22 protein-coding genes are annotated in these 25,610 nt (G+C 68.0%); 11 read left to right on the top strand and 11 right to left on the bottom strand.

Annotated elements, in window-relative coordinates:
• The first annotated feature begins 24 nt into the window (after window positions 1–24).
• From J7U46_RS07520 to J7U46_RS07545, 6 genes are all read left to right on the top strand, one after another.
• Window positions 25–1,059 (top strand): LacI family DNA-binding transcriptional regulator, encoded by a 1,035-nt coding sequence (locus J7U46_RS07520; RefSeq protein ID WP_282824340.1) that lies wholly within the window; start codon window positions 25–27, stop codon window positions 1,057–1,059.
• Window positions 1,060–1,315: 256 nt separating this feature from the next.
• Window positions 1,316–3,592 (top strand): TonB-dependent receptor, encoded by a 2,277-nt coding sequence (locus J7U46_RS07525; RefSeq protein WP_282824342.1) that lies wholly within the window; start codon window positions 1,316–1,318, stop codon window positions 3,590–3,592.
• Window positions 3,593–3,602: 10 nt separating this feature from the next.
• Window positions 3,603–4,586, top strand: coding sequence for a PfkB family carbohydrate kinase (locus J7U46_RS07530; protein ID WP_282824344.1), 984 nt, complete (start codon window positions 3,603–3,605; stop codon window positions 4,584–4,586).
• Complete coding sequence (locus tag J7U46_RS07535) at window positions 4,583–5,899, top strand: MFS transporter (protein WP_282824346.1); 1,317 nt, start codon at window positions 4,583–4,585, stop codon at window positions 5,897–5,899. Before J7U46_RS07530 ends, J7U46_RS07535 begins: the two co-directional genes overlap by 4 nt.
• The gene (gene gtfA, locus J7U46_RS07540) at window positions 5,896–7,377 is read left to right on the top strand and encodes a sucrose phosphorylase (RefSeq protein WP_282824347.1); all 1,482 of its coding nucleotides are present in this window, start codon (window positions 5,896–5,898) and stop codon (window positions 7,375–7,377) included. Before J7U46_RS07535 ends, gtfA begins: the two co-directional genes overlap by 4 nt.
• 77 nt (window positions 7,378–7,454) lie before the next feature.
• Window positions 7,455–8,450, top strand: a complete 996-nt coding sequence (locus tag J7U46_RS07545; protein ID WP_282824349.1) for a hypothetical protein — start codon at window positions 7,455–7,457, stop codon at window positions 8,448–8,450.
• A gap of 18 nt (window positions 8,451–8,468) precedes the next feature.
• Here J7U46_RS07545 and J7U46_RS07550 read toward each other — a convergent pair whose 3' ends face one another.
• Complete coding sequence (locus J7U46_RS07550) at window positions 8,469–9,878, bottom strand: PLP-dependent aminotransferase family protein (protein ID WP_282824350.1); 1,410 nt, start codon at window positions 9,876–9,878, stop codon at window positions 8,469–8,471.
• Between the two features lie 194 nt (window positions 9,879–10,072).
• On the opposite strand from J7U46_RS07550, the gene J7U46_RS07555 reads away from it, so the two are divergent.
• Window positions 10,073–10,801, top strand: coding sequence for a c-type cytochrome (locus J7U46_RS07555; RefSeq protein WP_282824352.1), 729 nt, complete (start codon window positions 10,073–10,075; stop codon window positions 10,799–10,801).
• Window positions 10,798–12,078, top strand: a complete 1,281-nt coding sequence (locus J7U46_RS07560; RefSeq protein ID WP_282824354.1) for a cytochrome c — start codon at window positions 10,798–10,800, stop codon at window positions 12,076–12,078. Before J7U46_RS07555 ends, J7U46_RS07560 begins: the two co-directional genes overlap by 4 nt.
• Before the next feature lie 37 nt (window positions 12,079–12,115).
• Here J7U46_RS07560 and J7U46_RS07565 read toward each other — a convergent pair whose 3' ends face one another.
• From J7U46_RS07565 to J7U46_RS07580, 4 genes are all read right to left on the bottom strand, one after another.
• On the bottom strand, window positions 12,116–12,535 hold the full coding sequence (locus J7U46_RS07565; protein WP_282824356.1) for a DUF1801 domain-containing protein: 420 nt from the start codon (window positions 12,533–12,535) through the stop codon (window positions 12,116–12,118).
• Window positions 12,536–12,551: 16 nt separating this feature from the next.
• Window positions 12,552–12,992: an SRPBCC domain-containing protein gene (locus tag J7U46_RS07570; RefSeq protein WP_282824358.1), complete on the bottom strand. Its 441-nt coding sequence runs from the start codon at window positions 12,990–12,992 to the stop codon at window positions 12,552–12,554.
• Between the two features lie 121 nt (window positions 12,993–13,113).
• Window positions 13,114–13,617: a hypothetical protein gene (locus tag J7U46_RS07575; RefSeq protein WP_282824360.1), complete on the bottom strand. Its 504-nt coding sequence runs from the start codon at window positions 13,615–13,617 to the stop codon at window positions 13,114–13,116.
• A 4-nt stretch (window positions 13,618–13,621) separates the two neighbouring features.
• Window positions 13,622–13,978 (bottom strand): DUF2628 domain-containing protein, encoded by a 357-nt coding sequence (locus J7U46_RS07580; protein WP_282824361.1) that lies wholly within the window; start codon window positions 13,976–13,978, stop codon window positions 13,622–13,624.
• Between the two features lie 98 nt (window positions 13,979–14,076).
• Between J7U46_RS07580 and J7U46_RS07585 the strand changes: the two genes are divergently transcribed.
• A complete protein-coding gene (locus tag J7U46_RS07585) occupies window positions 14,077–14,229 on the top strand; it encodes a hypothetical protein (protein WP_282824363.1) in 153 nt (50 codons plus the stop codon).
• On the opposite strand, the gene J7U46_RS07590 is transcribed toward J7U46_RS07585, so the two are convergent.
• From J7U46_RS07590 to J7U46_RS07600, 3 genes are all read right to left on the bottom strand, one after another.
• Window positions 14,208–17,165 (bottom strand): adenosylcobalamin-dependent ribonucleoside-diphosphate reductase, encoded by a 2,958-nt coding sequence (locus J7U46_RS07590; RefSeq protein WP_282824365.1) that lies wholly within the window; start codon window positions 17,163–17,165, stop codon window positions 14,208–14,210. The genes J7U46_RS07585 and J7U46_RS07590 overlap by 22 nt on opposite strands.
• Before the next feature lie 197 nt (window positions 17,166–17,362).
• Entirely contained in the window at window positions 17,363–18,214 is an 852-nt protein-coding gene (locus J7U46_RS07595; protein WP_282824367.1) for an alpha/beta hydrolase, read from the bottom strand.
• 9 nt (window positions 18,215–18,223) lie between these two features.
• Window positions 18,224–20,434 (bottom strand): TonB-dependent receptor, encoded by a 2,211-nt coding sequence (locus tag J7U46_RS07600; protein ID WP_282824369.1) that lies wholly within the window; start codon window positions 20,432–20,434, stop codon window positions 18,224–18,226.
• A 340-nt stretch (window positions 20,435–20,774) separates the two neighbouring features.
• On the opposite strand from J7U46_RS07600, the gene J7U46_RS07605 reads away from it, so the two are divergent.
• Window positions 20,775–21,578 carry a hypothetical protein gene (locus tag J7U46_RS07605; RefSeq protein ID WP_282824370.1) on the top strand — a complete coding sequence of 268 codons (804 nt, stop codon included), beginning with the start codon at window positions 20,775–20,777 and terminating at the stop codon, window positions 21,576–21,578.
• Window positions 21,579–21,638: 60 nt separating this feature from the next.
• Entirely contained in the window at window positions 21,639–22,634 is a 996-nt protein-coding gene (locus J7U46_RS07610) for an alpha/beta fold hydrolase (RefSeq protein WP_282824371.1), read from the top strand.
• 52 nt (window positions 22,635–22,686) lie between these two features.
• On the opposite strand, the gene J7U46_RS07615 is transcribed toward J7U46_RS07610, so the two are convergent.
• The 3 genes from J7U46_RS07615 to J7U46_RS07625 form a co-directional block, all read right to left on the bottom strand.
• Window positions 22,687–23,901, bottom strand: a complete 1,215-nt coding sequence (locus J7U46_RS07615) for an ATP-binding protein (RefSeq protein WP_282824373.1) — start codon at window positions 23,899–23,901, stop codon at window positions 22,687–22,689.
• Complete coding sequence (locus J7U46_RS07620) at window positions 23,892–24,602, bottom strand: response regulator transcription factor (RefSeq protein WP_282824394.1); 711 nt, start codon at window positions 24,600–24,602, stop codon at window positions 23,892–23,894. The genes J7U46_RS07615 and J7U46_RS07620 overlap by 10 nt, the downstream gene beginning before the upstream one ends.
• Before the next feature lie 62 nt (window positions 24,603–24,664).
• Window positions 24,665–25,528, bottom strand: a complete 864-nt coding sequence (locus J7U46_RS07625) for an intradiol ring-cleavage dioxygenase (RefSeq protein ID WP_282824396.1) — start codon at window positions 25,526–25,528, stop codon at window positions 24,665–24,667.
• Window positions 25,529–25,610: the final 82 nt, after the last annotated feature.

Consider the following 25,610-nt stretch of genomic DNA (forward strand, 5'->3'; position numbering starts at 1 on the left):
CGGCCGGCGTCGACAATAGTGCCCATGAGTGCAGAGTACCCCAGCAAGCAGGAACAGCGCCGGCTGCAGATGTCCGACATCGCACGCCTGGCCGGCGTCTCGGTGTCCACCGTGTCGCGGGCCCTGAGCGGCAGCCGCCTGGTCAATGACGAGACCCGCCAGCGCATCACCGAGCTGGCCCGGTCGCTCAACTACTCGATCAACCTCGGCGCCCAGAACCTGCGCCTGCAGAAGAACAACACGGTGGCCGTGGTCGTGCCCTTCGATGCGCAGTCCCGGCAGCACATCTCCGACCCCTTCTTCCTGTCCATCGTCGGCGCGATCGCCGACGAGCTGACGGACCGCGGCATCGACATGCTGCTCTCGCGCGTCGACGCCGAGCGGCTGGACCTGGCGGCACAGATCATCGACTCCGGCAAGGCCACCGGCCTGCTGGTGATCGGCCAATGGCGCCACCACGACCAGCTCAACGACATGGCCGCCCGCAAGCTGCCGGTGGTGGTCTGGGGGGCGCAGATGCCGCAGCAGCTGTACTGCAACGTGGGGGGCGACAACCGCCTGGGCGGCGACCTCGCCACACGCCACCTGCTGGACGCCGGCCGTCGCCACATCGCCTTCCTGGGCGACGCCGAGTTGCCCGAGGTCATGATGCGGCGCGCCGGGTACTGGGATGCTCTGGAGCGCGCCGGGCAACCCCGCCCCGCCGGGCTGGAGCTGCGGGCGCCTTTCGACGTGAGCAGCGGCCGCGCCGCGATGGATCGCTTCTTCGCCGAGCACCGGGCCATCGACGGCGTGGTGGCCTGCAGCGACCTGCTCGCGCTGCAGGCCATCCAGGTGCTGCGCGGCCTGGGCCGCGAGGTGCCGGCCGATGTGGCGGTCTGCGGCTATGACGACATGCCACTGGCCGCCTACTGCGACCCACCCCTGACCAGCGTGCACCAGCCCGTGGCCCAAGCCGGTGCCCAGCTCGTGGAGCAGCTCATGGCCCTGCTGAACGGTCAGACCGCCCTGCCCGTGACGCTGCCGGTGCACCTGGTGGTGCGCCAGAGCGCGCCCTGAGCACGACCAGCTCTCCACTGCAAAGGATTGCAATCCACGCCAATCCTTTCCGGTTTGATGTCGCCTCTGCGCGCGTTTAACACCCAATTTATCGCGATCCCATAGCGCTATCCCTGAATTGCAATCGATTGCAAAACAATTCGACCGAGCCCAGAATGGCGTCAGGCCGAGGAAGGTGGGCTCCGTTGTCACGGGGCCCCACCCTCCAGGAGACCCCACCCAGAGCGCCCCATGCGCCAAGCCCGGAGACAACACGATGCAAGCCCCCCATTCGCCCCTGCCCCGCGGTCGCTTCCCGGCCGCGCCTCTCGCCCTGGCCCTGAGCCTGGCCTTCAGCCCGGTGTTCGCGCAGGACGCCGCACCGCCCGCCGCCAAGGCGGAGGAAGGTGACGGCCTCAAGCTGGACCGCGTGGTGCTGACCGGCACCTCGATCAAGGTCAGCAAGATGAAGCAGAGCCTGTCCATCAGCTCGCTGGACGGCGAGCAGCTGAGCCGCTCCGGCGCCACCAGCGCCACCGAACTGCTGCGCTCGGTGCCCGGCGTGCGCTCGGAGTCCTCCGGCGGCGAGGGCAATGCCAACATCACCGTGCGTGGCGTGCCGCTGTCGGCCGGCGGCTCGCGCTATGTACAGATCCAGGAAGACGGCCTGCCGGTGCTGCTGTTCGGCGACATCGCCTTCGGCACGGCCGACCAGTTCCTGCGTGCCGACTACAACGTCGAGCGCCTGGAAGTGCTGCGCGGCGGCTCAGCCTCCACGCTGGTGAGCAACTCGCCCGGCGGCGTCATCAACTTCATCAGCAAGACCGGTACCGAAAAGGGTGGCAGCGTGGGCCTCAGCCTGGGCCTGGGCCGCGACCTGCGTCGCATCGACGTGGACTACGGCGGCAGCAATGCCTCAGGCACGAGCTTCCACATCGGCGGCTTCAACCGCACCGGCGAGGGCGGCCGCCCCACCGGCCAGACGCTGGAAAGCGGCGGCCAGATCAAGGCCAACATCACGCAGAAATTCGACCAGGGCTGGGTGCGCCTGAACCTGAAGGCGCTGGACGACAAGACTCCGTCGCTGATGCCGGTGCCGGTCACCGTGAGCAACGGCCGCATCAACACGATCAGCGGCATTGACCCGCGCACCGCCTTCTTCATCACGCCGGGCCTCTCGCGCGACGTGGGTGTGGACAAGGACGGCAATGCCGTCAGCAGCGCCACCCGCGACGGCCTGCGCGTCAAGAGCACGGCCATCGGCTTCGAGGGGGGCTACGACCTCGGCAATGGCCTGAGCGTGGAAGACAAGTTCCGCAAGGCCTCCAACTCGGGCCGCTTCATGGCGCTGTTCCCGGCCGACAACGGCAACAACGGCAAGGCGGCCTTCTTCACCGGCACCCTGTTCAACACTTCGCTCGACAGCCTGGACAACAGCTTCAACGACCTGAAGCTCACCAAGGTGATCCAGCAGCCGGGCGGCAAGCTGACCCTGGTGGGTGGCTTGTTCACCGGCACGCAGGACGTGGCCCAGACCTGGTTCTGGAACCAGTACAACCTGACGATGAGCGGCACAGCCGCCCAGGTGGTGGATGCCGCCGGCAAGCCCGGCACCCAGCCCGTCGCCCTCGGCTGGACGACCTGGGGCGGCTGCTGCACCCGCACCTTCAACGTGCAGTACACGCAAAACGCCCCCTATGCGGCCGTGGCCTGGGAGAGCGGCGCGCTGAACATCGACGCCAGCATCCGGCGTGATGAGCAGAAGGCGGCCGGCTACACCGTGGCCGGCAACAACACGGCCAAGACCTGGGACGGCGCGAGCCAGAAGACGGTCAACTACAAGGTCACGCACGACTCCTACTCGCTGGGTGCGAACCTGTCGCTGGACAAGAACACGGCCCTGTTCGGACGCGTCAGCAACGGCGTGGCCTTCAGCGCCGACCGCCTGCTCTACGGCAACCCGCTCGACGGCTCGGTGCCGATCGCGGTGAACGAGATCGACCAGGCGGAAGCCGGCGTCAAGTGGCGCTCGCAGGGCCTGAGCCTGTTCGCCACGCTGTTCAATGCCCGCACCAAGGAAAGCAACTACGAGGTCACGACCCGCACCTTCACGGCCAACCGCTACAGCGCGAATGGCCTGGAGCTGGAAGCGGCCTACAGCCTCGGCGCGCTGCGCCTGAATGCCGGCGCCACGCTGACCGACGCCAAGATCAAGGGATCGAACGACGCCAGCGTCGTCGGCAGGCAGCCGCGCCGCCAGGCCAAGCTGGTCTACCAGCTGGCGCCGACCTGGAGCCTCGGGGACCTCGAGCTCGGCGTGTCGGTCGTCGGCTCGGGCAAGTCGTATGGTGATGACCAGAACACCATCACCATGCCGGCCTACCGTGTGGTCAATGCCTTCGCGAGCTACCAGCTGAACGCCCGAACGCAGCTCTCGATCTCGGCCAACAACCTGTTCAATGCGCTGGCCTACACCGAGATCGAAGGCGACGGCCACGCCGCCCGCGCGCTCAACGGCCGCACGGTGCGCGCCGCGCTGAAGTTCGACTTCTGAGCCCCCGGCCATGGCGGAGTTGCTGCCCCTCGGGCCGGTCCTGCTGATCGGCGAAGCCCTGGTCGACGAGTTCGCCGACGGGCCGGTCGCGGGCGGCGCGCCGCTCAACGTCGCCCGCTCGCTGGCCAGCCTCGGCCAGGCCGTGCAACTGGCCAGCCGCGTGGGGCAGGACTATGCCGGCGCGCTGCGCATCCGTCAGGCGATGCGGCGCTCTGGCTTGTCCGAGCGGGGCCTGCAGGTCGACGCCCGGCATCCGACCGGGCGTGTCCACATCGTCGAAAGTCCGCAAGGCCATCGCTTCGAGATCGCCCGCGTTGCCGCATGGGACCACCTGGACCCGCACCCGGTGCTCGCGCTGGCCGAGGAGGAGCAGCCTGGCGTCGTCTATTTCGGCAGCCTGCAGCTGCGGCGCGTGGCCACACGGATGCGGGTCGGCCACCTGCTGCAGGCCCTGGATCAGGGCGGCCGGCTGTTCTTCCTCGACCTGAACCTGCGTGACGACAGCCGCAACCCCGAGATCGCCGAGGCCTGCCTGCATCAGGCCGATTGGCTGAAGGTGAACGACGAGGAACTGGCCCAGCTGATGCAGTGGTTCCTGCCGGATGCCGACCCGACCGTGACCGAGCCGCTGGCACTGCAGGATGTCGTGGGCCGCCTGATGCAGCGCTTCGATCTGCGCCTGCTGGTGCTGACCCGCGGTCCCCTGGGCCATGCGGCCTTCGCGGCCGATGGCCGCCTGCTCGCAGAAGGTCCCGCCAGCCCGGTGGCCCACCTGGTCGACACCGTCGGCGCCGGCGATGCCTTCAGTGCGATGCTGCTCGCGGCCACACTCGCCGGCCGGGCACCGCCCGAGGCCCTGCGGCTGGCGAGCGGCTTTGCCGCTGCCATGTGCGGCGAGCGCGGACCGGCGCCGGCCGACCCCGCCTTCTTCCACCCCTGGCGTGAAGCGCTGGGCCTTGCCCCGCTGCAACCCAGCCTCGCGGAGATCCGATGAGCGCCTCCACCGCCAAGCCCCGGCTCAGCCTGTGGCAGATCCTGAACATGAATGTCGGCTTCTTCGGCATCCAGTTCAGCTTCGGTCTGCAGCAGAGCAACATGAGCCCGATCTACCAGTACCTCGGCGCCGACGAGGCCAGCCTGCCGCTGCTGTGGCTGGCCGGCCCGATGACCGGCCTGCTGGTGCAACCGCTGATCGGCGCGATGAGCGACCGCACGGTCTCGCGCTGGGGCCGGCGCACGCCCTACTTCCTCGTCGGCGCCCTGCTGTGCAGCCTCGGCCTGCTGCTGATGCCGACCAGCCCGACGCTGTGGTTCGCGGCCGCCCTGCTGTGGATCCTGGACGCGGCCAACAACGTGACCATGGAACCCTACCGGGCCTATGTGTCGGACCGGCTCGATGAGAGCCAGCATGCCCAGGGCTTCCTGACGCAGAGCGCCTTCACCGGCCTCGCGCAGACCCTCGCCTACCTGGCACCCTCGCTGATGGTCTGGGCCGGTCTCAGCCGCGATGCCGTGGGCAGCAACCACATTCCGCAGACCACGCTGCTGGCCTTCCAGCTCGGCGCCCTGCTGTCCTTCGTCACCGTGTGGTGGTCGGTGCGCCGCGTGCCGGAACTGCCGCTCAGCCCGTCCGAGCTCGCGACGTTGCAGGCCCGGCCGCGCGGCGCCCGGGCCACGCTGGCCGAGATCGCCGCCGCCTTCCGCGAGATGCCCGACGCCATGCGGCGCCTGTGGTGGATGAAGCTGTTCCAGTGGTACGCCATGATGTGCTACTGGATCTACATCGTGCCCTGCCTGGCCCGCACGATGTTCGGCACCGACGACCCGACCTCCGCCGGCTTCCGTGAGGCCGGCCTGCTGAACGGGCAGATCGGCGGCTTCTACAACTTCGTGGCCTTCCTCGCCGCCCTCGGCATGCTGCCGTTCACGCGGCGCTTCGGTGCCCAGCGGGTGCATGCGCTGTGCCTGCTGCTGGCGGGCGGTGCGCTGTGGTGGATCCCGTCCATCCACGACCGCGCCCTGCTGTTCGTGCCCATGCTGGGCGTGGGCCTGGCCTGGGCCAGCATCATGGGCAACCCCTACGTGCTGCTGGCCGGCTGCATCCCGCCGGAACGTGCCGGGGTCTACATGGGCATCTTCAACATGTTCATCGTGATTCCCATGTTGATCCAGATGCTCACCCTGCCGCTGATCTACCAGTCCTGGCTCGGGGGCGACCCGGCCCAGGTGATCCGCCTCGCCGGCAGCCTGCTGCTGCTGGCCGCCGTGGCCGTCCTGAGGGTGCGTCTGCCGCATCAAGCGAAATGAAGAACCAAGTCCAACTGATCACCTACGTCGACCGCCTGGCGGGCACGCTCGACGGCCTGCGCGGCCTGCTCGCTCCGCAGGGCACGAGCCCGCTGGCCGGCGCGTTCGGCGGCGTGCACCTGCTGCCCTTCTTCTACCCGATCGATGGCGCGGACGCCGGCTTCGACCCGATCGACCACACCCAGGTCGACCCGCGCCTGGGCGGCTGGCCCGAGCTGCGTGCGCTGACCGGCGAGCTGGACGTGATGGCCGACGTGATCGTCAACCACGTCTCGGCCGACTCGCCGCAGTTCCAGGACTTCGCCGAGAAGGGCGAGGCCTCGCGCTACGCCGGCCTGTTCCTCACGATGGAGGCCGTGTTCCCGAACGGCGCCACCGAGCAGCAGCTGCTCAGGATCTACCGCCCGCGCCCCGGCCTGCCCTTCACCTGCGCCACGCTGAAGAATGGCGAACGCAAGATCCTCTGGACCACGTTCACGTCCAAGCAGCTGGACATCGACGTGCAGCATCCCGAGGGCCGCGCCTACCTGGACGGCATCCTCGAGCGCTTTGCCGAGAACGGCATCCGCATGATCCGGCTCGATGCGGCCGGCTATGCGATCAAGAAAGCCGGCGAGTCCTGCTTCATGATGCCGGAGAGCTTCGAGTTCATCGCGGATTTCACCCGGCGCGCACAGGCGCTGGGCATCGAGGTGCTGGTCGAGATCCATGCCTACTACCGGCGCCAGATCGAGATCGCCGCGCAGGTGGACTGGGTCTACGACTTCGCGCTGCCGCCACTGGTGCTGCACGCCTTCGAGTTCGGCACGGCCGACCCGCTGCGGCACTGGATCGCCATTCGTCCGAACAATGCGCTGACGGTGCTCGACACGCACGACGGCATCGGCATCATCGACATCGGCGCCGATGCTGCCGACCGCGAGGGCTCGCCGGGTCTCGTGCCGCCGGCCGAACTCGATGCCCTGGTCGAACGCATCCATGCCAACAGCGGCGGCCAGAGCCGACAGGCCACCGGCGCGGCCGCCTCCAACCTCGACCTTTACCAGGTCAACTGCACCTTCTTCGACGCGCTCGGCGGCGACGAGCGGCGCTACCTGCTGGCACGGGCCCTGCAGTTCTTCCTGCCCGGCGTGCCACAGGTCTACTACGTCGGCCTGCTGGCCGGCCGCAACGACATGGCACTGCTGCAGCGCACCGGTGTGGGCCGCGACATCAACCGCCAGTACTTCGATGCGGGCCAGCTGGACGAGGCCGTGCAAACACCGGTGGTGCAGCGGCTGCTGGCGCTGATCCGCTGGCGCAATGCACATCCGGCCTTTGGCGGCCGCTTCGAGCTGCTGCCCGGCCAGGGGGCCACGCTGGCCCTGCGCTGGACCCACGCAGACCAGTGGGCCGAGCTGACGATGGACATGGCCACACTGGCCAATCAACGCCGCTGGACTGAACCCAGCGGTCAGGTGTGCACCGACATCTTCTGAGCTAGGCATGCGCCTTTTGGCGCAAATTTCCTGCGTTCACGGGTGAGCCCATCGACTCACTTCACAAGGAGCCTCCCGTGAACCTGCCCCACCTGCGCCGCCTGACCGCGGCCCTTGCCCTCCTGCTGTGCACGCTGAGCGCAAGCGTGCAGGCGGATGAGAACACCAGCCTCGCCCACTCGCCGCCGGTGATCGGCGACCGCGACCTGTCGGTCGCCAAGGGGCTGCGCCGCGTCGCCATCGCCTCCTATGCCGTGCAATTCGTGCTTGCCCAGACGTCCAACGGCGGCGGCGTTCAAGTTGACTTCGAGCCGGTCCTGCGCAACGACCCTGCACAGCTGCAGCGCATGACCGAGGCGATGTATGCCGACTTCCAGGCCAGCGTGAAGGCCGCCGGCTTCGAGCTGGTGCCGCACGATACCGTGCTGGCCACACCCGAGTACCGGGTGATGCAGCAGAAATCGAGCGCCACGCCGCTCCTGATGGAAACCGGCTCGCCCGGCTCCAAGTCGGGCGCCTACAAGAGCGCCTTTCATGTGCCCCAGGGCCTGGTGCTGAACCTCAAGGGCGACGAGTACGACAACCTCAAGAACGGCTACACCGGCTTCAGCCAGATCGTCGACGACACCCTGACCTTCGGCGGCAGGCTCTCGCAGTACACGACCAACTGGCCCTATTACGACAATGCCCTGCAGCAGGCCCTGGGCGCGGCCACGCTGCATGTGCGGGTGTTCGTGCCCATCGCCTACGTCTGGAACAGCAGCAGCAAGGTCGGCACCTGGACGCACTACAGCTCCGGCGCCATGGCGGCCGTGCGCCTGGGCGAGCGCTTCACGCGCCTGGCCGTGGGCCACAAGAGCGACATCGCCAAGCTCTACCTGACCGAGGACCTGATGAGCCGCGGCATCACCGAAGCGAGGCTGGTGCGCGAGACCACCAACCTGTTTGGCAAGGTGACCGGCCGCGAGGTCGACTACCAGCTGAATCCGCAGGCCTACGAGCAGCTGATCCCGGCGATGGCCCACGAGGCGCTGCAGGCCATGCTGGCCCGCCTGAAGGCAGTGGCCGAGTGAGCGGCGCCGGTTCGGTCTTCAGCGCATCAGGGCGTCGGCGATCTGGCCCACGGTCTTCAGGGCGGCGGCTGTGCGCGTGTTGTCGGGGTGACCGAAGTTGATGCGCACATGGTGCCTGAAGCGGCGGTCGGCCGAGAACAAATGGCCGGGCGCGATGCTGATGTCGTGCGAAAGCGCGAGGCGGTGCAGCTCCAGCGCATCGAGTTGAGGCGGGAACTCGACCCAGATGAAGTAACCGCCCTCCGGCTGCGTGACCCGCGTCCCCGCCGGGAAGTACTTGGCGATGGCACGCAGCACGAGCTGCCGCTGCTGTATCAGCGTGTGGCGCAGCAGGCGCAGATGTCGGTCGTAGCCACCGCGCTGCAGGTATTCACTCAGCCCCTCCTGCAGCGGCACCGGCGTGGCCAGCGAGCTCATCAGCTTGCGCCGGCTCACCTCGCGCGCAAAGCGCCCCGCCGCCGCCCAGCCCACACGAAATCCGGGCGCCAGCGCTTTGGAGAACGAGCTGCAATGCAGCACCAGGCCCGCCTTGTCCCAGGCCTTGGCCGGCCGGGGCCGCTGGCCGAAGTACAGCTCGCCATAGACATCGTCTTCGATCAGCGGCACCGCATGCTCGGCCAGCAATGCCACCAGGGCCTGCTTGGCGCTGTCGGGCATCAGGCTGCCGAGCGGGTTCTGGAAGTTCGGCATCAGCCAGCAGGCCTTGACCGGATGGCGTTCAAGCACGGCCGCGAGCGAGGCCAGGTCCATGCCGGTGCGTGGGTTGGTCGCCACCTCCACGGCCTTCAGCCCGTGGCGCTCCAGGGCCTGCAGGGCACCGTAGAAGGTCGGCGACTCGATGGCTACCAGGTCGCCGGGCCGCGTCACGGCCTCGAGACAGAGGTTGAGCGCTTCCATCGCACCGTTGGTGATCACCACCTCCTCGGCATCCACCTTGCAGCCCGCGCCGAGGTAGCGCAGGCCGATCTGGCGCCGCAGGTCCATGCTGCCGGGCGACAGGTCTTCGACCGTGCGCCAGGGGTCCAGCTGGCGCGCCGCCTTGCCGAGCGCCAGCGCGAGCTTGGGCAGCGGGAAAAGCGTCGGGCTCGGGAAGGCCGAGCCCAGCGGCACCATGGCGCGGTTGCGCGCCAGCCCCAGCACCTGGAACACCAGCTCCGACACCTCGACATGGAGCTCCTCGGCCTCCGGCACCGAGGCCTCGGGCTCGGCATGCTGGGCCACCGCCCGGCTCACAAAGTAGCCGGAGCGCGGCCGCGCCTCGATCAGGCCACGCGCCTCGAGCAGGTAGTAGGCCTCGAACACGGTCGAGGGGCTGACGCCCCGGCTGCGGCTGGCCTCGCGCACCGAGGGCAGGCGGTCGCCGGCACGCAGCTGACCCGACGTGATCGCCTGCATGAGTTCATCCGCCAGTACTTCGTAGAGCTTCATCCCAGGCTGCGCCCGTTCGACTGATCTGCAGAAAGATTCTTCTGTGCTGCACTGTAACGACAGGCCATCGCCCTGCTCTGAATACCCGGAGAAGAGGGCATCTGATACGCCGAAAATTCGAATTTCTGATCCTGTACCGGTGCAGCCCGAACGGGCACAGTACGGCCTGAAAGAGAGAGAGAGAAGCAGTCCTCATGAAAATACTCAGCCAGGCTCTCGTGGCCGCCAGCCTCGCCAGCGGCGCAATTGCGGCGGGTGCGGCGGGTGCGGCGGGCGCGCAGACGGCATCGGCGACGCCCGTGGTGGAGAACACCATGGCGCAGCGCATGCAGGCCTGCGTGATGTGCCATGGCAAGGAAGGCCGCGCGACCAATGCCGGCTACTTCCCGCGCATCGCCGGCAAGCCGGCGGGCTACCTCTACAACCAGCTGAAGAATTTCCGCGACGGTCGCCGCCACAACGGTGCGATGAACCACCTGATGCAGCACATGTCGGACGACTATCTGCAGGACATCGCCCGCTATTTCTCCGCGCTCGACCTGCCCTACCCGACCCAGCCAGCGGTGACTCTGGACCCGCGCCAGCAGCGCATGGCCGAGACCCTGGTGTTCAAGGGCGCGCCGGACCGCCAGATCCCCGCCTGCGTCGCCTGCCATGGCGCGCAAATGGCGGGCCGCCTGCCGGCCATGCCGGGCCTCCTGACCCTGCCGGCGGGCTATCTCAGCGGCCAGCTGGGCAGTTGGAAGAATGGTGCCCGCAAGGCCATGGCCCCCGACTGCATGGCCGAGATCGCCAAGCGGCTCACGCCCGACGAAGTGGGCGCGGTAGCGGCCTGGCTGTCGGCCCAGACGCTGACTAGCGGCACGCGGCCCGAGCCAGCAAGCCAGGCCCTGCCCATGCGCTGCGGGAGCGGCGAGCCATGAGCCGTTCCGCTCGCTGGATCTGGAGGGCTGCAGCCGCCCTGCTCGCGCTCACGCTGCTGCTCGGGCTCCTGGTGGCCTGGTTGAATGTACGTGGAGAGTCCGATGCGTCCGTCGCCAGCGCTCCGGTGCCTTCGCCGGCCTTGGTCGAGCGCGGCGCCTACCTGGCCCGCGCCGGCAACTGCGTGGGTTGCCACACGGCCATCGGTGGCGCCCCCTTCGCTGGCGGGCACGGCGTGGAGACGCCCTTCGGCGCGGTGATGGCGCCCAACATCACGCCCGACCTGCAAACCGGCATCGGCAGCTGGACGGCGAACGACTTCTGGCGGGCGATGCACCACGGGCGCTCCAAGGACGGCCGATTGCTTTACCCGGCCTTCCCCTACCCGAGCTTCACCCAGGTGACGCGCGAGGACTCCGACGCCTTGTTCGTCTACCTGCGCAGCCTGCCGGCCGTGAACAAGGTCAATGAGTCCCATGCGCTGCGATTCCCCTACAGCAGCCAGGCGGCGCTGGCGGTCTGGCGGGCGCTGTTCTTCAAGCCGGTCAGTTTCCAGCCTGAGCCGCAGCAAAGCGTCGAGTGGAATCGCGGCAAGTACCTGGTTCAGGGCCTCGGCCATTGCGCGGCCTGCCACACGGGCCGCAACTTCCTCGGCGGCACCGGCCTGAACGCCGAGTTCGGCGGCGGCCTGATGCCCGATGCCAGCTGGTACGCGCCGTCGCTGGCCTCACCGGCAGAGGGCGGCGTCCAGCAATGGACGCGCCAGGAAGTCGTCAGGCTCTTGAAGACCGGCTTGTCGGCGGAGGCCTCGGTCTCGGGGCCCATGGCCGAGGTGGTCTTTGCCAGCACGCAGCACCTCAGCGAGCGGGACCTGGCCGCCATGGCCGACTACCTGGCAACGCTGCCGCAGCACGAACCACCAGCGCCCGGCCGAAGCAAGCCCCGTATGGCCGACGAGACCTTGCTGCAAGGCGCCAGGATCTACAAAGAGCAATGCGCCTCCTGCCACGGCCGGCAGGGCCAGGGCGTGGCCGGCATCTACCCGCGCCTGGCCGGCAACCGGGCGGTCACGCTGGCATCGGCGAACAATGTCGTCCAGATCATCCGGCGCGGTGGCTTTCTGCCGAGCACAGCCGGCAACCCACAGCCCTTTGGCATGCCCCCGTTCGGCCAGACGCTGAGCGATGCAGAGACCGCCGCCGTGGCCAGCTTCATTCGCCAGGCCTGGGGCAATGCCGGCCAACCGGTCAGCACGCTGGAGGTGATGCGCATCCGCTAGCCTTCGACCCCCGTCAAGCCGGCGGCTGGCTCCGGGTTCAGGCCTTCTTGCGGGCCGGCTTTGCCGGCTTGGCCTGGTTGAGCGCGGCGGCCGCTTGGAACAAGGCCTTCAGCGCCTTCTCGTTCAGCTTCTCGCCTTCGCGGATGTCGATGGCGCGACGCACATTGCCGTCGAGGCTGGCGTTGAAGAGCTTGGCGGGATCGGCGAGCGCAGCACCCTTGGCGAAGGTCAGCTTGACCACCTGCTTGTAGCTCTCGCCGGTGCAGATGAGCCCCTGCTGCGACCAGCAGGGCGTGCCCATCCACTTCATCTCCTCGACCACCTCGGGCAGGGCCTCGTGCATCAGCGCGCGCACACGCGTCAGCATGGCGCCGCGCCAATCGGCGAGGGAAGCGATCTTGGCGTCGATCTGGGCGGAAGCGGATTCGGTGCTGGTGGCGAAAGTCTGGCTGCTCATGGTTGCCCTTTTGAACTCAGGTCTCGCACAGCTGCTTCAGCACGGCCAGCGCTCGGGGATAGGTGTCGACCATGTACTGCTCCCAGTCGGGCGCGCAGTCCAGGCTCACGGTGAGCTTGCAGCCCTCCGGCACGGTCTCGAAGCGGTAGTTCTCATAGGCGGGCGCCCAGGCGCGGACCTTGTCGCTGCTGAGGTCCTCCACGCCGTTCTCGATCATGCCCTCGTGGCGGATCGACATGAATTCATGCAGCCGGTTCTCGGCGATGACGGCGCTCATGCCGTCGCCCGAGGGGCCGACGAAGCGGATGCGGGCGCCCAGCTCCCAACTGCCCTCGTAGCGGGAGCCTTCGTTGAAAACCGCCGTCCATGCCTTGTAGCTGTCGGCCGCGAGCATGCGCTCCCAGACTCGGGCGCGGGGCGCCTGGATGATGGTTTCGAAGCTGAGGGTCTTCTTCATGGCGGTCTCCCGGAGGTGTCGGTGGGCAGCAGCGCTCAAGCCCGTCCCGAGCGCCTCCACTCTCGACGAACGAGGCGACCGTGGATAGACCGCAGAGCCCCCGAGGAAACCCGGATCGCGATCAGCGCCTCTTGTCTTTCCCGAAATGCCGCTGCCGAAAGCCGACCGCCCCCAGCCCGATCACCGCCAGCGCCACGCAGAGCAGATGCAGGTCCGAAAGCGACAGCGCGCCATGCAGGGCGTTGGCATCGCTGAAGGGGGCCAAGGGACGGATGTCCGAATGCATCACGCTGTCCAGCACCACATGCGACCAGGCGCCCAGCAGGGCGCCCACCGCGACCTGCCCGGCCTTGAGATCGCGCCAGCGCAGGATGTTGGGAAGCCAGTACCGCGACGCGAGCCAGCGCAGCACGATGAACAGGCCAAGCAGGGCCGCCGCCATGAGCGTGGCGCCCAGGTAGGTATGGAAGAAGGCGTGGACCGGATCCCGGCGCTGCACCAGGTTGTAGAGCGACTCGCAATCGATGAAGACATTCACCGCGCTGAACGCGATGAAGCTCCCCGTCTTGGGCGCCGCGCCATGCAGGGCGGCTCCAAGGCCAAAGTGAAACGGGGTGATAGGCATGCGATCAAGCGCGCTCGCCAGTACCGGAGCCCGGCGGAGCCGCTGGTCTCACGCATTGATAGCCACGCGCCAGCAGCGCGCGCTCCCAAAGCCGGTTGCCCCACCAGCCCCGTGTGATCGCATAGGCCAACTGGGCCAAGCCGCCCAGCAGGGCCAGGCCGTGGGCCTGCCTAGCCTCGGCATAGCCGGAGAGGAACCACAGCAGGCCTTCCAGCAGGGCCATCAGCGCAAAGGTCGGGATCCACAGCCGCTTGACCGCCGCCCACAGCGAGCCGATGAAGAACGCCGGCCAGCTGAAGCCCTGCTTCACTTCGACGTAGCCATGCCTCGGATGCAGATAGCCTCGTTTCGGGCTTGCCATGTGTGCGACTCCCTCTTTTGAACCGATGATGGCATGGTGGCTGAGCCGCCTTCGCTAGGGGAAACGCACTCGTTGCCCCGCCCCATGCAGGAGCTGCCATGTCCATGAGCTTCGAGAGTTTTCGCCAGACCGCGCTGGCCCAGGGCTACGCCGAGGTGCTGGAGCGCCATTGGCAGCCGCATCAGGTGGTGCTCGAGCACAAGCTGAAAACACTCAGCACCGCAAGCCCTCAGCCGCACTGCCCCACATAGCCGCAGGCGGTGCAGAAATCGCAGCCGTCTTTGTGGATCATGGTCGAGTTGCCGCATTCCGGGCAGGGCTTGCCGGCCATTGCCTGGACCGTGGCGGCCGCCGCCTTGTCGCTGATGATGGGTGCCTGCAAGAGGCCCATCTCGACGAGGGGCAGGCCTTGCTCGTCAAGCACGCCCAGCATGGCGTAGCGGTGGATGATCAGCCGCGCCACATAGGCCACGGTGGACGGCCAGACCTGCTGGCGGCGCTCACCAGAGAGGTTAGGCACCGGCGCCATGAAGTGGCCGAGCGGCTCACCCACGTTCAAGAGCTTGCGCAGCTTCATGCCGATCCATGCCGGGTCCATCACGCGCATGTCCAGACTCAGCAGGCGCGCCATGCCATCGAGCGCCTTCGGGTAGTTGCCAGAAAAACCCATGGCACAGGGCCGCGTAACCTGGCCGCCTTCGGGCGTGGGCAGGCTCACTTCCTTCAAGGTGAGGGTGAACTGCTCGCCGGTGGCGGGGTTGTCCACGTCCACGGCCCAAGCCAAGGTGCCCGACGTGCCGGTGCGCGGCTCCTCGCGGCTGAACATGGCATCGAGCACTGGCGTGGGACCGCCTTCCTGCAGCGCGCCGAGCTGCTCGCAGCGCCAGCGAATCACCGCCGCCGTGGCCGCGACCACACCAGGGAACAGGCGCGGCTCGCCGCCCGGGGGCATCGGCATTTCAAAAGCGCGCTCCTCGGCCACCGTGGTCAGCGCATCGAGCTTGAGCTTGAGCCAGGCGGCGTCGTTGGTGCGCAGATCCATGGACAGCGTCTTGGCCACGGCCGACAGGCCGCGCGGCTGCTCGGCGCCATTGACCCAGACCTCGAACGGCAGGTTCTTGCCGAACAGGCCGGCGTCCGGTCCCTCGGCCGGCAGCTCGCCTACGAAGAGCGCGAAGTCACCATGCGGATGGCGAATCATGTAGCTCCAGGCCGGATTGCCACCCGGCAGCTCGGGCCGGCTCGGCCAGCGCAGCGAGGCCATCACCGCCTTGGGCAGGCGCTCCACGCGCAGGCGCTGGTTGCTGCCATCGACCTCGGTCACCGGCCGCAGCGGCTCGGGCACGGCCGTGGGTTCGACGCTCAGGATGGAACCCAGCACCGAGTTGGGCCGGTAGGTGGCCAGGCCCTTGAGCCCGCTCTTCCAGGCCTGGGTGTAGAGGTCCTGGAAATCGGCATAGGGATAGTCGGCCGGCACATTGACCGTCTTGGAGATCGAGGTGTCGATGTAAGGCGCCACGGCAGCGACCATGGCTGCATGGTCGGCCGCGCTGAGCTCCAGCGCGGTGACGAAGGCCGGGGTCAGCGGTGTGTCGGGGCCGTAGAGATGGCGGAACAAACGCCAGGCATGGTCCTCGACCGCGTACTCCTTGAAGCCGCCATCAGGCATGCGCTTCTTGCGCGTGTAGAACCAGCTGAAGGCCGGCTCGATGCCATTGCTCGCGTTATCGGCAAAGGCGAGGCTGATGGTGCCGGTGGGCGCGATGGACAAGAGGTGCGAGTTGCGCAGGCCTTGCGCGCGGATCTTGTCCTTCAGCCCCTGCGGCAGGCGCGAGGCGAAGCTGCCGCCGGACAGGTAGAGGTCGGCATTGAACAGCGGGAAGGCGCCGCGCTCGGCCGCCATGTCGCTGCTCGCCTCATAGGCCGCATTGCGCATCACCTCGCTGATACGCCGCGCCATGCCGCGCGCAGCCTCCGTGTCGTAGCGCAGATTCAGCATCACCAGCGCATCGCCGAGGCCGGTGAACCCGAGGCCCACGCGCCGCTTGTTGCGTGCCTCATTGGCCTGCGCCGGCAGGGGCCAGGGCGTCACGTCAAGCACGTTGTCCAGCATGCGCGTGGCCAGCTTGCAGACCTCGGCGAAGCCGGCCTCGTCGAACACGGCTTGTTCCTGGAAGGCATGCTCGACAAAGCGGGTCAGGTCGACGGAGCCAAGGCAGCAGCAGCCGTAGGGCGGAAGTGGCTGTTCGGCGCAAGGATTCGTCGCCGAGATCGACTCGCAGTAATGCAGGTTGTTGTCGGCATTGATGCGATCCAGGAAGAGCACGCCGGGCTCGGCATGGTCGTAAGTGGACCGCATGATCTGGTCCCACAGATCGCGGGCTGCGACGCGGCGGTAGACCCAGAGGCCGTCCTTGCGCTGGTAGGCGCCGCCCTCGCGTTGCGCGGGGCCGGGCTCGGCCTTGTGCGTGAGCTCGACCTCAGTGCCGGCCTCGACAGCCTGCATGAACACATCGGTCACGCCGACCGAGATGTTGAAGTTACGCAGGTCGCCCTGGTCCTTGGCGTGGATGAATTCCTCGATGTCCGGATGGTCGCAGCGCAAGACGCCCATCTGGGCGCCACGCCGTGCGCCGGCACTCTCCACGGTCTCGCAGCTGCGGTCGAACACGCGCATATAGCTGACCGGGCCCGAGGCGCTGGAGCGCGTGGCGCCGACCCAGGCGCCCTTGGGGCGGATGCGGGAAAAATCGTAGCCGACACCACCGCCGCGCCGCATGGTCTCGGCGGCCTCGGTCAGCGCCGTGTAGATACCGGGATGGCCTTCTTCCAGCGAGGCGATGGAGTCGCCCACCGGCTGCACGAAGCAGTTGATCAGCGTGGCCGCGAGCTCGGTGCCAGCGGCCGACATGATGCGGCCCGCCGGCACGAAGCCGCGCCGCTGCGCCTCGACGAACTTCGCCTCCCACTGCGCCCGCTGCTCGGGCGCCTCAGCCTCTGCCAGCGCGCGCGCCACGCGCAGTCGCAAGGTCTCGATGTCGAGCTCCTCGCCCTTGGCGTATTTCTCGATCAGCACCTCGGCGCTGATGTCCTGCGCCGGCAGGCTGGCGGCATCGGCGCGAGGGGTGGGCAGGGTGGCGAGCTCAGAGGAAGAAGCGGTGGAGGTGGGGGATTGCGGCGTGCTCATGGGGCGGGACTCCGGCGGCGGCGTGCGGGATGGTTCGGGAGGAGGTGCACGGCATCATGCACCCACCGGAAAGCGCCGCAGCCGGGGAAATCCTGATCCTCATCAATGAGGATCAAGAGCGGTGCGGAGCCTTCCGGAGAAAGCTCCTCACCACTGTACATCCATACAGATGTTGATGCGCAATCCCTTGATCGCGATCAGGGGATATGCCGGGCCAGGAAGTCGTGGATGGCCTGGCGCGCGGCCGGCTCGTCGAGCGTGGGCGCATGGCCCCGGTTGGCAATCTCCAGCGCCTGCAGCGTGGGCAGGCGCTCGGCCATGGCGGCCAGCGTGGCGGGCGCCAGGATGTCGGACAGCGCCCCGCGTACCGCCAGCACCGGATGCTCGCCCAGCATCTGGAACAGAGGCCAGAGGTTGGGCGCTGCGCTGCCGTTGGCCACGCCCTGCGAGATCGTCGGGTCGTAGTCCAGCAGCACCTGCTCGCCTTCCATGACGCAGGTGTTCATCACCATGGCCAGCCAGTCCGCCCGTGTGTAGTCCGGGAAGGCCTGGCCGTTGATCGCCGCGATGCGGGCGATGGCCTCGTCCAGGCTGCAGGGCCCATGCTGCTTGCCCACGTAGCCCGCGATGCGGGCAATGCCGCGCGGGTCCAGCTCGGGACCCACGTCGTTCAAGACGATGGCATGGATGCGCGCCGGCTGCATTGCCGCCAGCATCACGGCCATCAAGCCACCGAGCGAGGTGCCGACGATGCTGACCTGCGGCAGCTGCAAGAGATCGAGCAAGCCCAGCATGTCGACGCAGTACCGGTCGGGCCGATAGCGAGAAGGATCGGCGTCTCGCTGCGAATGCCCCCGGCCGCGCAGGTCCGGGCAGATCACGCGATAGCGCGTGCTCAGGCTCTCGGCCAGCGCGGCGAAGTCCTTGCTGTTGCGCGTGAGCCCGGGCAGGCACAGGACGACCGGTGCATCCGGCGCCGGCCCGAGGTAGTCACGCGCATACAGCCGCAGCCCGTCGTCGCTCGAGTGGTAGCGATCGAGATAGGGCATGCGGCGCCTTTAGAACTTGTAGGTCGCCGAGACCGAGACCGAACGCGGCGGGCCGTAGTAACCGCTCAGCACGCCCAGCGAGGGGATGTTGTAGCCGTCGGTACGGTAGGCCTGGTTGGTCAGGTTGTTGCCCTGCAGCGAGAAGCTCCAGTTGCGGTCACGCTCCCACACCACACCGGCGTTCAACAAGGCATAGGCGTCCTGAGCGATGACCTCGTTCAGGTCCGTCGTCGGATAGACCTTGGTGCGGTAGCTGAGGCCGATCCGCGAACGCAGCAGGCCACCCCAGGGCGCGGCCGACTTGGCTTCGATGTTGAAGGCCGCACTGAAGCTCGGCGTGTTGGTGAACCACTTCGTCGAGGCCACGTTGACGCCTCGGTCCATGTACTCCTTGTACTTGGCGTTGATGCTGGCTAGGTTGCCGGAGAGGGTCCACATGTCATCGGGCCGCCAGGCGAACTCCATCTCCAGGCCGGTCACGTCCGCCTTGCCGGCATTGGTGAAGTCGCCGAAGAAGCCCTGGGCGCCGGTCTTGGGGTCGGTGTAGGAGCTGAACACCGACAGCTGCACGTTCTTGTACTTGTTCTTGAAGACGGCGGTGTTCAGCTCGAAGCGGCCACCGGCCAGCACCATCTTGGAGCCGAGCTCCAAAGAGTCCAGCGTCTCGTCGTCGAAGGGCTTGCTCGAGGCCGGCACGGCGGCCGTGTTGGCACGCACGTTGTAGCCGCCCGACTTGAAGCCGCGCGACAGCGTGGCGTACAGGTTGGTCTCGTCGCTCAGCTTGTAGTCCACGCCCAGCTTGGGCGCGGTGTTCGTGACCTTGCGGGTCTTGTCGAAGTCGGCGCTGGTGGCCGTCACCGTGGTGAACTGGTCGTTGCTGTAGCTGCGGTTCAGCACGATGGCGTGCTTCTCTTCCTGCGTGTAGCGGACGCCGGCGCTGGCGCCGAGGCGCGGCGAGAGCTTCCAGCTCCAGTCGGCATAGACGGCTTCGCTCTTGGTGTAGACGCGGCCGTTGGTGTCGCCGAACAGCAGGTTGAAGAAGTTGTTGCGCACACGGCCGCCGGCATTGCCGTCGAAGGTGTACAGGCCGATCACGCCGCTGCTGCTGCCGCCGTCGTAGCTGAACTGCAGTTCGTTGCTGCGCGACTTGTCGGAGTAGGCGGCCAGCACGTCGGCGGTCTTGGCGGGCAGGCCGTCGAAGTCGATGCCGGTGTTGGTGTCGGACTGGCGCTCAGCCGTGATGAACTTGGCCGACCAGGCATCGCTCAGCGCCCAGGTCGCCGTCAGCGAATTGCCCTTGGACGTAGTGTTGTTCTTGTTCGCCATCGCCGTGTTGATGTCGTAATTGCTGTCGACAGGCGTGGTGGCATTCAGGCGGCGGAAGCCGCGCATATTGGACTTGTCGCGGGTCTCGTCGGCGCTCACCTGCAGCGTGAATGGCAGGCTCTTGGGGAAGTAGCCGACCGACACGCGGCCGGCCTGCGTGTCCTGATTGGAAACGTCGCTGCCGTCGGCCAGGTTCTTGCCGTAGCCGTCGCGCTTCAGGCTGGCACCGGCCACGCGGGCGCGCAGCTCGCCGCTGTCGCTGCTCAGGTTGGCCGAGCCCTTGAGGTTGAGCTGGCCGTAGCTGCCGACCGTCAGGCCGATGGAGCCGCCGTTCTTGGCTTCCAGCGGCTTGGAGACGTACTTGATCGCGCCGCCAATCGTGTTCTTGCCATACAGCGTGCCCTGGGGACCGCGCAGCACCTCGATGCGCTGCACGTCGAACACTTCCAGCAGCGCGCCCTGCGGACGGGCGATGAACACGTCATCGAAATAGATGCCGACGCCGGGGTCCACGCCCCACAGCGGGTCGGCCTGGCCAACACCACGGATGAAGGTGGTCAGCGTGGTGTTGCTGCCGCGCGCGGCATAGACGCTGAGGTTGGGCACCTGGCCTTGCAGGTCGCCGAGGTTCTTGATGTCCTTGCTCTCCAGCGCGGTGGCCGACAGCGCGGTCACGGCCACGGGCACGTCCTTCAGCGTCTCCTCGCGGCGACGGGCGGTCACGGTGACCGTGTCCAGCGTGGACACCTCGGCCTTGGTCTTGTCATCGGCCTTCTTGTCGGCCGGCGCCTGCTGCGCGAAGGCCGTGCCACTCAGGGCCAGGGCGGCTGCGAGGCCGAGGGGCGACAGACGCCAGACGGTCGAAGGGGAAGTCGTGGACGGACGAATGCTCATGTTGTCTCCGTTGTTGATCTGAAAAACGACTGGCGTCTGAAGCGCCATGCCGGCTCTCAGCGCAAGAGCTGTGCCCGGATGCGCCGCCCTGGTGCAAACCACTAGGATCCAAGCCCCTCGACGGGGCATGCTCCCAGCACGGCGATGCCAGACAAGGCCTCGCTGAGCGTTCGGCGGCGCTGCGAACGTACGGATTTCAGGCAAGGCGGCACGGCGCAGCTGCCTGAAAAACAGTCAGTGGCTGAATTTCAGGCAGGACTGGCGCGCCGTGCACCGGCTTGATCGGGCCACGCCATTCACCAAGAATGCAGAAGCCAAAAGCCACCGGGGAGGCAAGCACATGGCACAGGGCTACCGCTGCGGGCGGTGCAGGTACGGACTGCTGGCCACCGCATTCCTGTGTAGCGCGGCGCATGCCGAAGAGCGCTGCCCGGCCGAGTTGCGCATAGGCGTGCTGGACTATGAGCTCGCCCCGCTGCTGGTGGGCAAGGACAAGTCAGCAGCGCCTGCAGGCAAGCTGATCGACTGGATTCATCAAGCCGTGGCCCGCTCCGGCTGCAAGCCTCACCTCAAGTTGCAGCGCCTGCCGATCACGCGGGGCCGCGAGCTGCTGTTCCGGGGCGACATTGATGTCTGGGGCGTGGCCTTCCCTGGCTCCGAGCTGGTGGCCGGCTCCGCGCTGCCGATGCTGGACAGCGCCCCCGACCCGCAGCTGGGCTTCTACCTCTCCAGCTACTCGCTCTACATCGAGGCCGGCAACCAGCAGGTCAGCTGGGACGGCCTGAATCTGCGTGGCCCCGAAGACATGCGCGTGGGCGTGGCGCCGGTGCCGGCCCTGCGCGCCCTGGTGGCCGAGCGCAACTGGATGGCCGAGAACGGCCTGGACACGCAGAACGTGCTGAACAAGCTGGTCTCGGGCCGCAGCGCCGTGGCCATCCTGCCGGACATGCTGATGGCCTCGCAGCCGCCCGAGGTGCAGGCCAAGCTGCGCAAGCTCGTGCCGCCGGTACTGACCAGTTGGTACTACTCGCCCATCAGCAAGGCGCTGTTTGCCCGCCACCCGGCCTTCGTGCGCAGCTTCTGGCTCGAGATGTGCCGGGCCGGCCGGGCCGAGCAGAGACTCAAGACGCCCTGCCGTGAGTGATCAAGCAGGCGCGACGCGCATTGCATACTCCAGCCCGGATTCATCCGGGAGGAACTGCACATGAAGAAGACCAAGACCACCGTCCTGTCGGCGCTGCTCGGCGCCCTGCTGATGGCAGCAACGGCGCACACTGCGCTCGCCGCCTCTCCTGAGGAGTTTCTTGAAGCGGCAGGGCCGCAAGGCCCGCTGAAGGCCACGCTGCGGTCCGCCGACCCGGCCGGGGCCAACAGCCCCGTCGTGCTGATCATTCCAGGCTCCGGCCCGACCGACCGGGATGGCAACAACCCGCTCGGCGTCAAGGCCGCGCCCTATCGCCTGCTAGCCGAGGCCCTCGCGGCGCAAGGCGTCAGCACGGTCCGCATCGACAAGCGCGGCATGTTCGCCAGCGGCGGCGCCATCCCGGATGCGAATCAGGTGACGATCGCGGACTACGCGGCCGATGCGCAGGCCTGGACCCGCGTCATCCAGCACAAGACGGGCGCGCCCTGCGTCTGGCTGCTCGGGCACAGCGAAGGCGGCCTGGTGGCCCTGGCCGCGGCGCAGCGGCCGGAGGGCTTGTGCGGCCTCATCCTGGTGGCGGCCGGTGGCCGTCCGCTCGGCGAGGTCTTGCGCGACCAGTTCCGCGCCAACGCCGCGAATGCGCCAATCCTGAAAGATGCGGAGAGCACCATCACGCGGCTCACGCAGGGCGAGCGTGTCGACGTGTCGGCCCTGCATCCGGCCCTGCAGCGCATCTTCGCGCCGGCGGTCCAGGGCTTTCTGATCTCCACTTTCGGCCTCGACCCTGCCAAGCTGCTCGGCGCCTACAGCGGGCCCGTGCTGATACTGCAGGGCGAGCGCGACCTGCAGGTCGGCGTCGACGATGCGCGGCGCCTCAGCCAGGCCGACGTCAAGGCCAAGCTGGTGCTGCTGCCCGGCGTCAACCATGTGCTCAAGGCCGTGGCGGGAGACACGCCGGCCGCCAACTTTGCGACCTATGCCGACCCCAGCCTGCCCCTGGCACCCGGCATTGCGGAGGCCATTGCTGGCTTTGTCCGCGGGACGAAGAAACCATGACCAGCCCCGTGGCCCACGCGCCCTTCGGCGCTGCCGCCACGGCAGATACCGCCTAGGGCAGTACGACCTCGGCCCTCAAGCCTCCGCCCTCGCGGTTGCTGAGCTGGAGCGTGCCGCCCATGCGCTGCGTCAGGTCGCGCGCGATGTAGAGCCCGAGGCCCATGCCGCCGGTGTGGCGGTTGCGCGAGGCCTCGACGCGGTAGAAGGGTTCGAAGACCGTTTCGAGCTGCGCAGCCGGGATGCCGGGTCCGTTGTCGTCGATGGTGATGCTGAAGCCGCCGCGCTCGTCGCGCTGCAGCTTCACGTCGGCGCGGCCGCCATAGCGCAGCGCATTGCCGATCAGGTTGCCCAGCACGCGGCGCAAGGCCTGCGGCTGGATCTCGCGCACCAGGCTTTCGCCCTCGAAGGTGACGGCCAGGCCCTGCTCGGCCAGGTCGTCGCACAGGGCCTGCAGCAGGGCGGCGATGTCATTGGCCTGCGGCGCCTCGGCCGCACCGCTGTCGCCGCGGAACACCTCCAGCACGGTGTCGACCAGGGCATTGATTTCGCGGATGTCGGTGACCGAGCGCTGCAGCGGCTCGGGGTCGAGGCCCAGTGTCTCCAGCCGCATGCGCAGCCGGGTCAGCGGGGTGCGCAGGTCGTGCGAGATGGCCGAGACCATCAGCGCCCGCTGGCTGAACTGGCGACGCAGCTGCGTGGCCATGCTGTTGAAGACCCGGGCCGCCTCGCGCACCTCGCGCGTGCCTCGCTGCTCGTCCAGTGGCACCGGTGTGGCGCCGGCCTGTGGGCCGCTGCGGATGCTGGCAGCCAGCGCATCCGAAGCGTCGACCAGCTTCTTCATCGGCGCGGCCAGCCAGCGCGATCCCCACCAGGCGGCGAGGGCAATCACCAGCAGGCGAATGGCGTAGTCCATCAGCAGCACACCGGCAGGCAGGCCCGAGCTCATCGACCGCGGCGGCATGCTGGGGCCACCGCCCCCGGTCTCGGTCTCGGGCCGCAGGCCCAGGCCTTCTTCGCCCAGGCCGGGTTCCCCACGTGCAGGCGGCGGTGGGCGGGCCTCGCCATCGCGCGGCATCCAACGCCCGCCCGGCAGGCCAGGGGTCGGCGGCAATGAAGGCAGTGTCGGGATCACCATGGGCATGCCGCGGTGCTCGAAATGAACCAGGTTCACCGCCCCATAGGCCAGCAGATGACTGCCGACCAGCGCCACCCACATCAACAAGAAGAGACGCTTGGCCAGCGTGTCGGTGAACCAGCTCAGGCGCATGGGGTGACCTGTACATCAAAGAGATAGCCCTCGCCGCGCAGCGTGCGTATCAGGCGCGGTTCCTTGGGCGAATCGCCGAGCTTCTGGCGCAGCCGCGAGACCGCAAGGTCGATGCTGCGGTCGTTGACCTCGACGCCCGGCGCGCGGCTCATCTCGATCAGCTGCTCGCGGCTCAGCACGCGGCCCGGTCGCTCGACGAAGGCATTCAGCAAGCGGTATTCGGCGCTCGAGAGCGCCACCACCACGCCCTCGGGCGAAACCAGCTGTCGCAGCAGTCGGTCGAAGCGCCAGCCCTGGAACTGCAGACTGCGCTCCGAATCGGCCAGGCGCTCGCCCTTGCTGAGCCGGCGCCGCACGGCATTGATGCGCGCCACCAGCTCGCGCGGCTCGAAGGGCTTGGCCAGGTAGTCGTCGGCCCCCATCTCCAGGCCGAGCACGCGGCTGATCGGGTCGCCCTGGGCGGTCAGCATGATGACCGAGGTGTCCGGGTGCTGCTGCTGCAACCATTGGCACAGCGAGAGGCCGTTCTCGTCGGGCAGCATCAGGTCCAGCACCACGACCTCGAAGCTGGTGCCGCCGAGCAGGCGGCGCATCTCGCGGCCGTCGGCGGCCGTGCTCACCTGCATGGCAAAGCCTTGCAGGTAGTGCTGCAGCGAATCGCGGATTTCGGCATCGTCGTCCACCACCAGCACGCGGGTCATCGCAATCTCCAGAGCGCCCGGCGGGCAGTCAGGAAACGATAACCCAGGTGCCGGGCGCCTCGTCACACCGAGATGCCCACGGTCAGCGTGGCGGCATAGCCGGCCGCCACCGAGCCGGTCAGCGTGGCCAGCTGGCTGCTGTAGCCGTCGCTGAACACGTTGTCGCTGGCGAAGCTGATGCGCGCGAAGTTCGATACGCTGGCGCTGTAGCCGCTGGCGCTGCTGTAGACGGTGGAGCAGACATCGCTGGGGAAGGCGATCTGCGAGGTCTTGAGCTTGTTCGAGTACGAGGTGGCGGCCGTGCTGCTGCGATAGACCTCGAAATGCATATGGGGCATGCGACCGTCGTAGCAACCGGGAAAGACGGTGGTGAACGTGACCGTGCCGCTGCTGCCGGTGACCTGCACACCGCGCAGGTAGTTCTCGGCCGTGACGCCGGTCGAGTACATCGAGTAGCGGCCCTCGCGGTCGCAATGCCAGAGGTAGATCGCATAGCCCGACAGGTCGGCGCAGGAGCTGTTCGTGTTGACGAGGCGCAGCGTGATCGTCAAGGGCACACCGCCGGCCGTGCCGCTCGCTCCCGCGATGCTGGTGCGGATGTCGGAGCGCAGGATGCCGCTCAGCATCAAGGCATTGGCCACGCCGCCGACCGAGCTGTTGGAGCCGTCGCCGGGATAGGGGCCGGCTGTCTCTTCGGGAATGACGCTGCACGTGCCGGTCGAGGGCGTGGTCGTCGTGCCACCACCGCTGCCGCCGGAACTGCTGGCCGAGGAAGAAGCATTGGCGCTGTCGCCGCCTCCACAACCGAGCAGGCCGAGGGCACCGGCGCCGGCCAGCCAGCCCAGGGCGCGGCGGCGCTGGCGCAGCAGCTGTTCGAGGTCGTGGGCGAGACCGAGATCATGGTCGTGTTTGTCATGGGGATGCATGGGGCGGAACTCCTGTACGAATGCCTGGCCGCCATTGCAGCGCGCCGGCTTGTCCGGGGTTTGCCCGATTTATGTCGCGGCC

The organism is Pelomonas sp. V22, from assembly GCF_030014915.1.
In the GTDB taxonomy this organism is placed as follows: Bacteria; Pseudomonadota; Gammaproteobacteria; order Burkholderiales; family Burkholderiaceae_C; genus JAUASW01.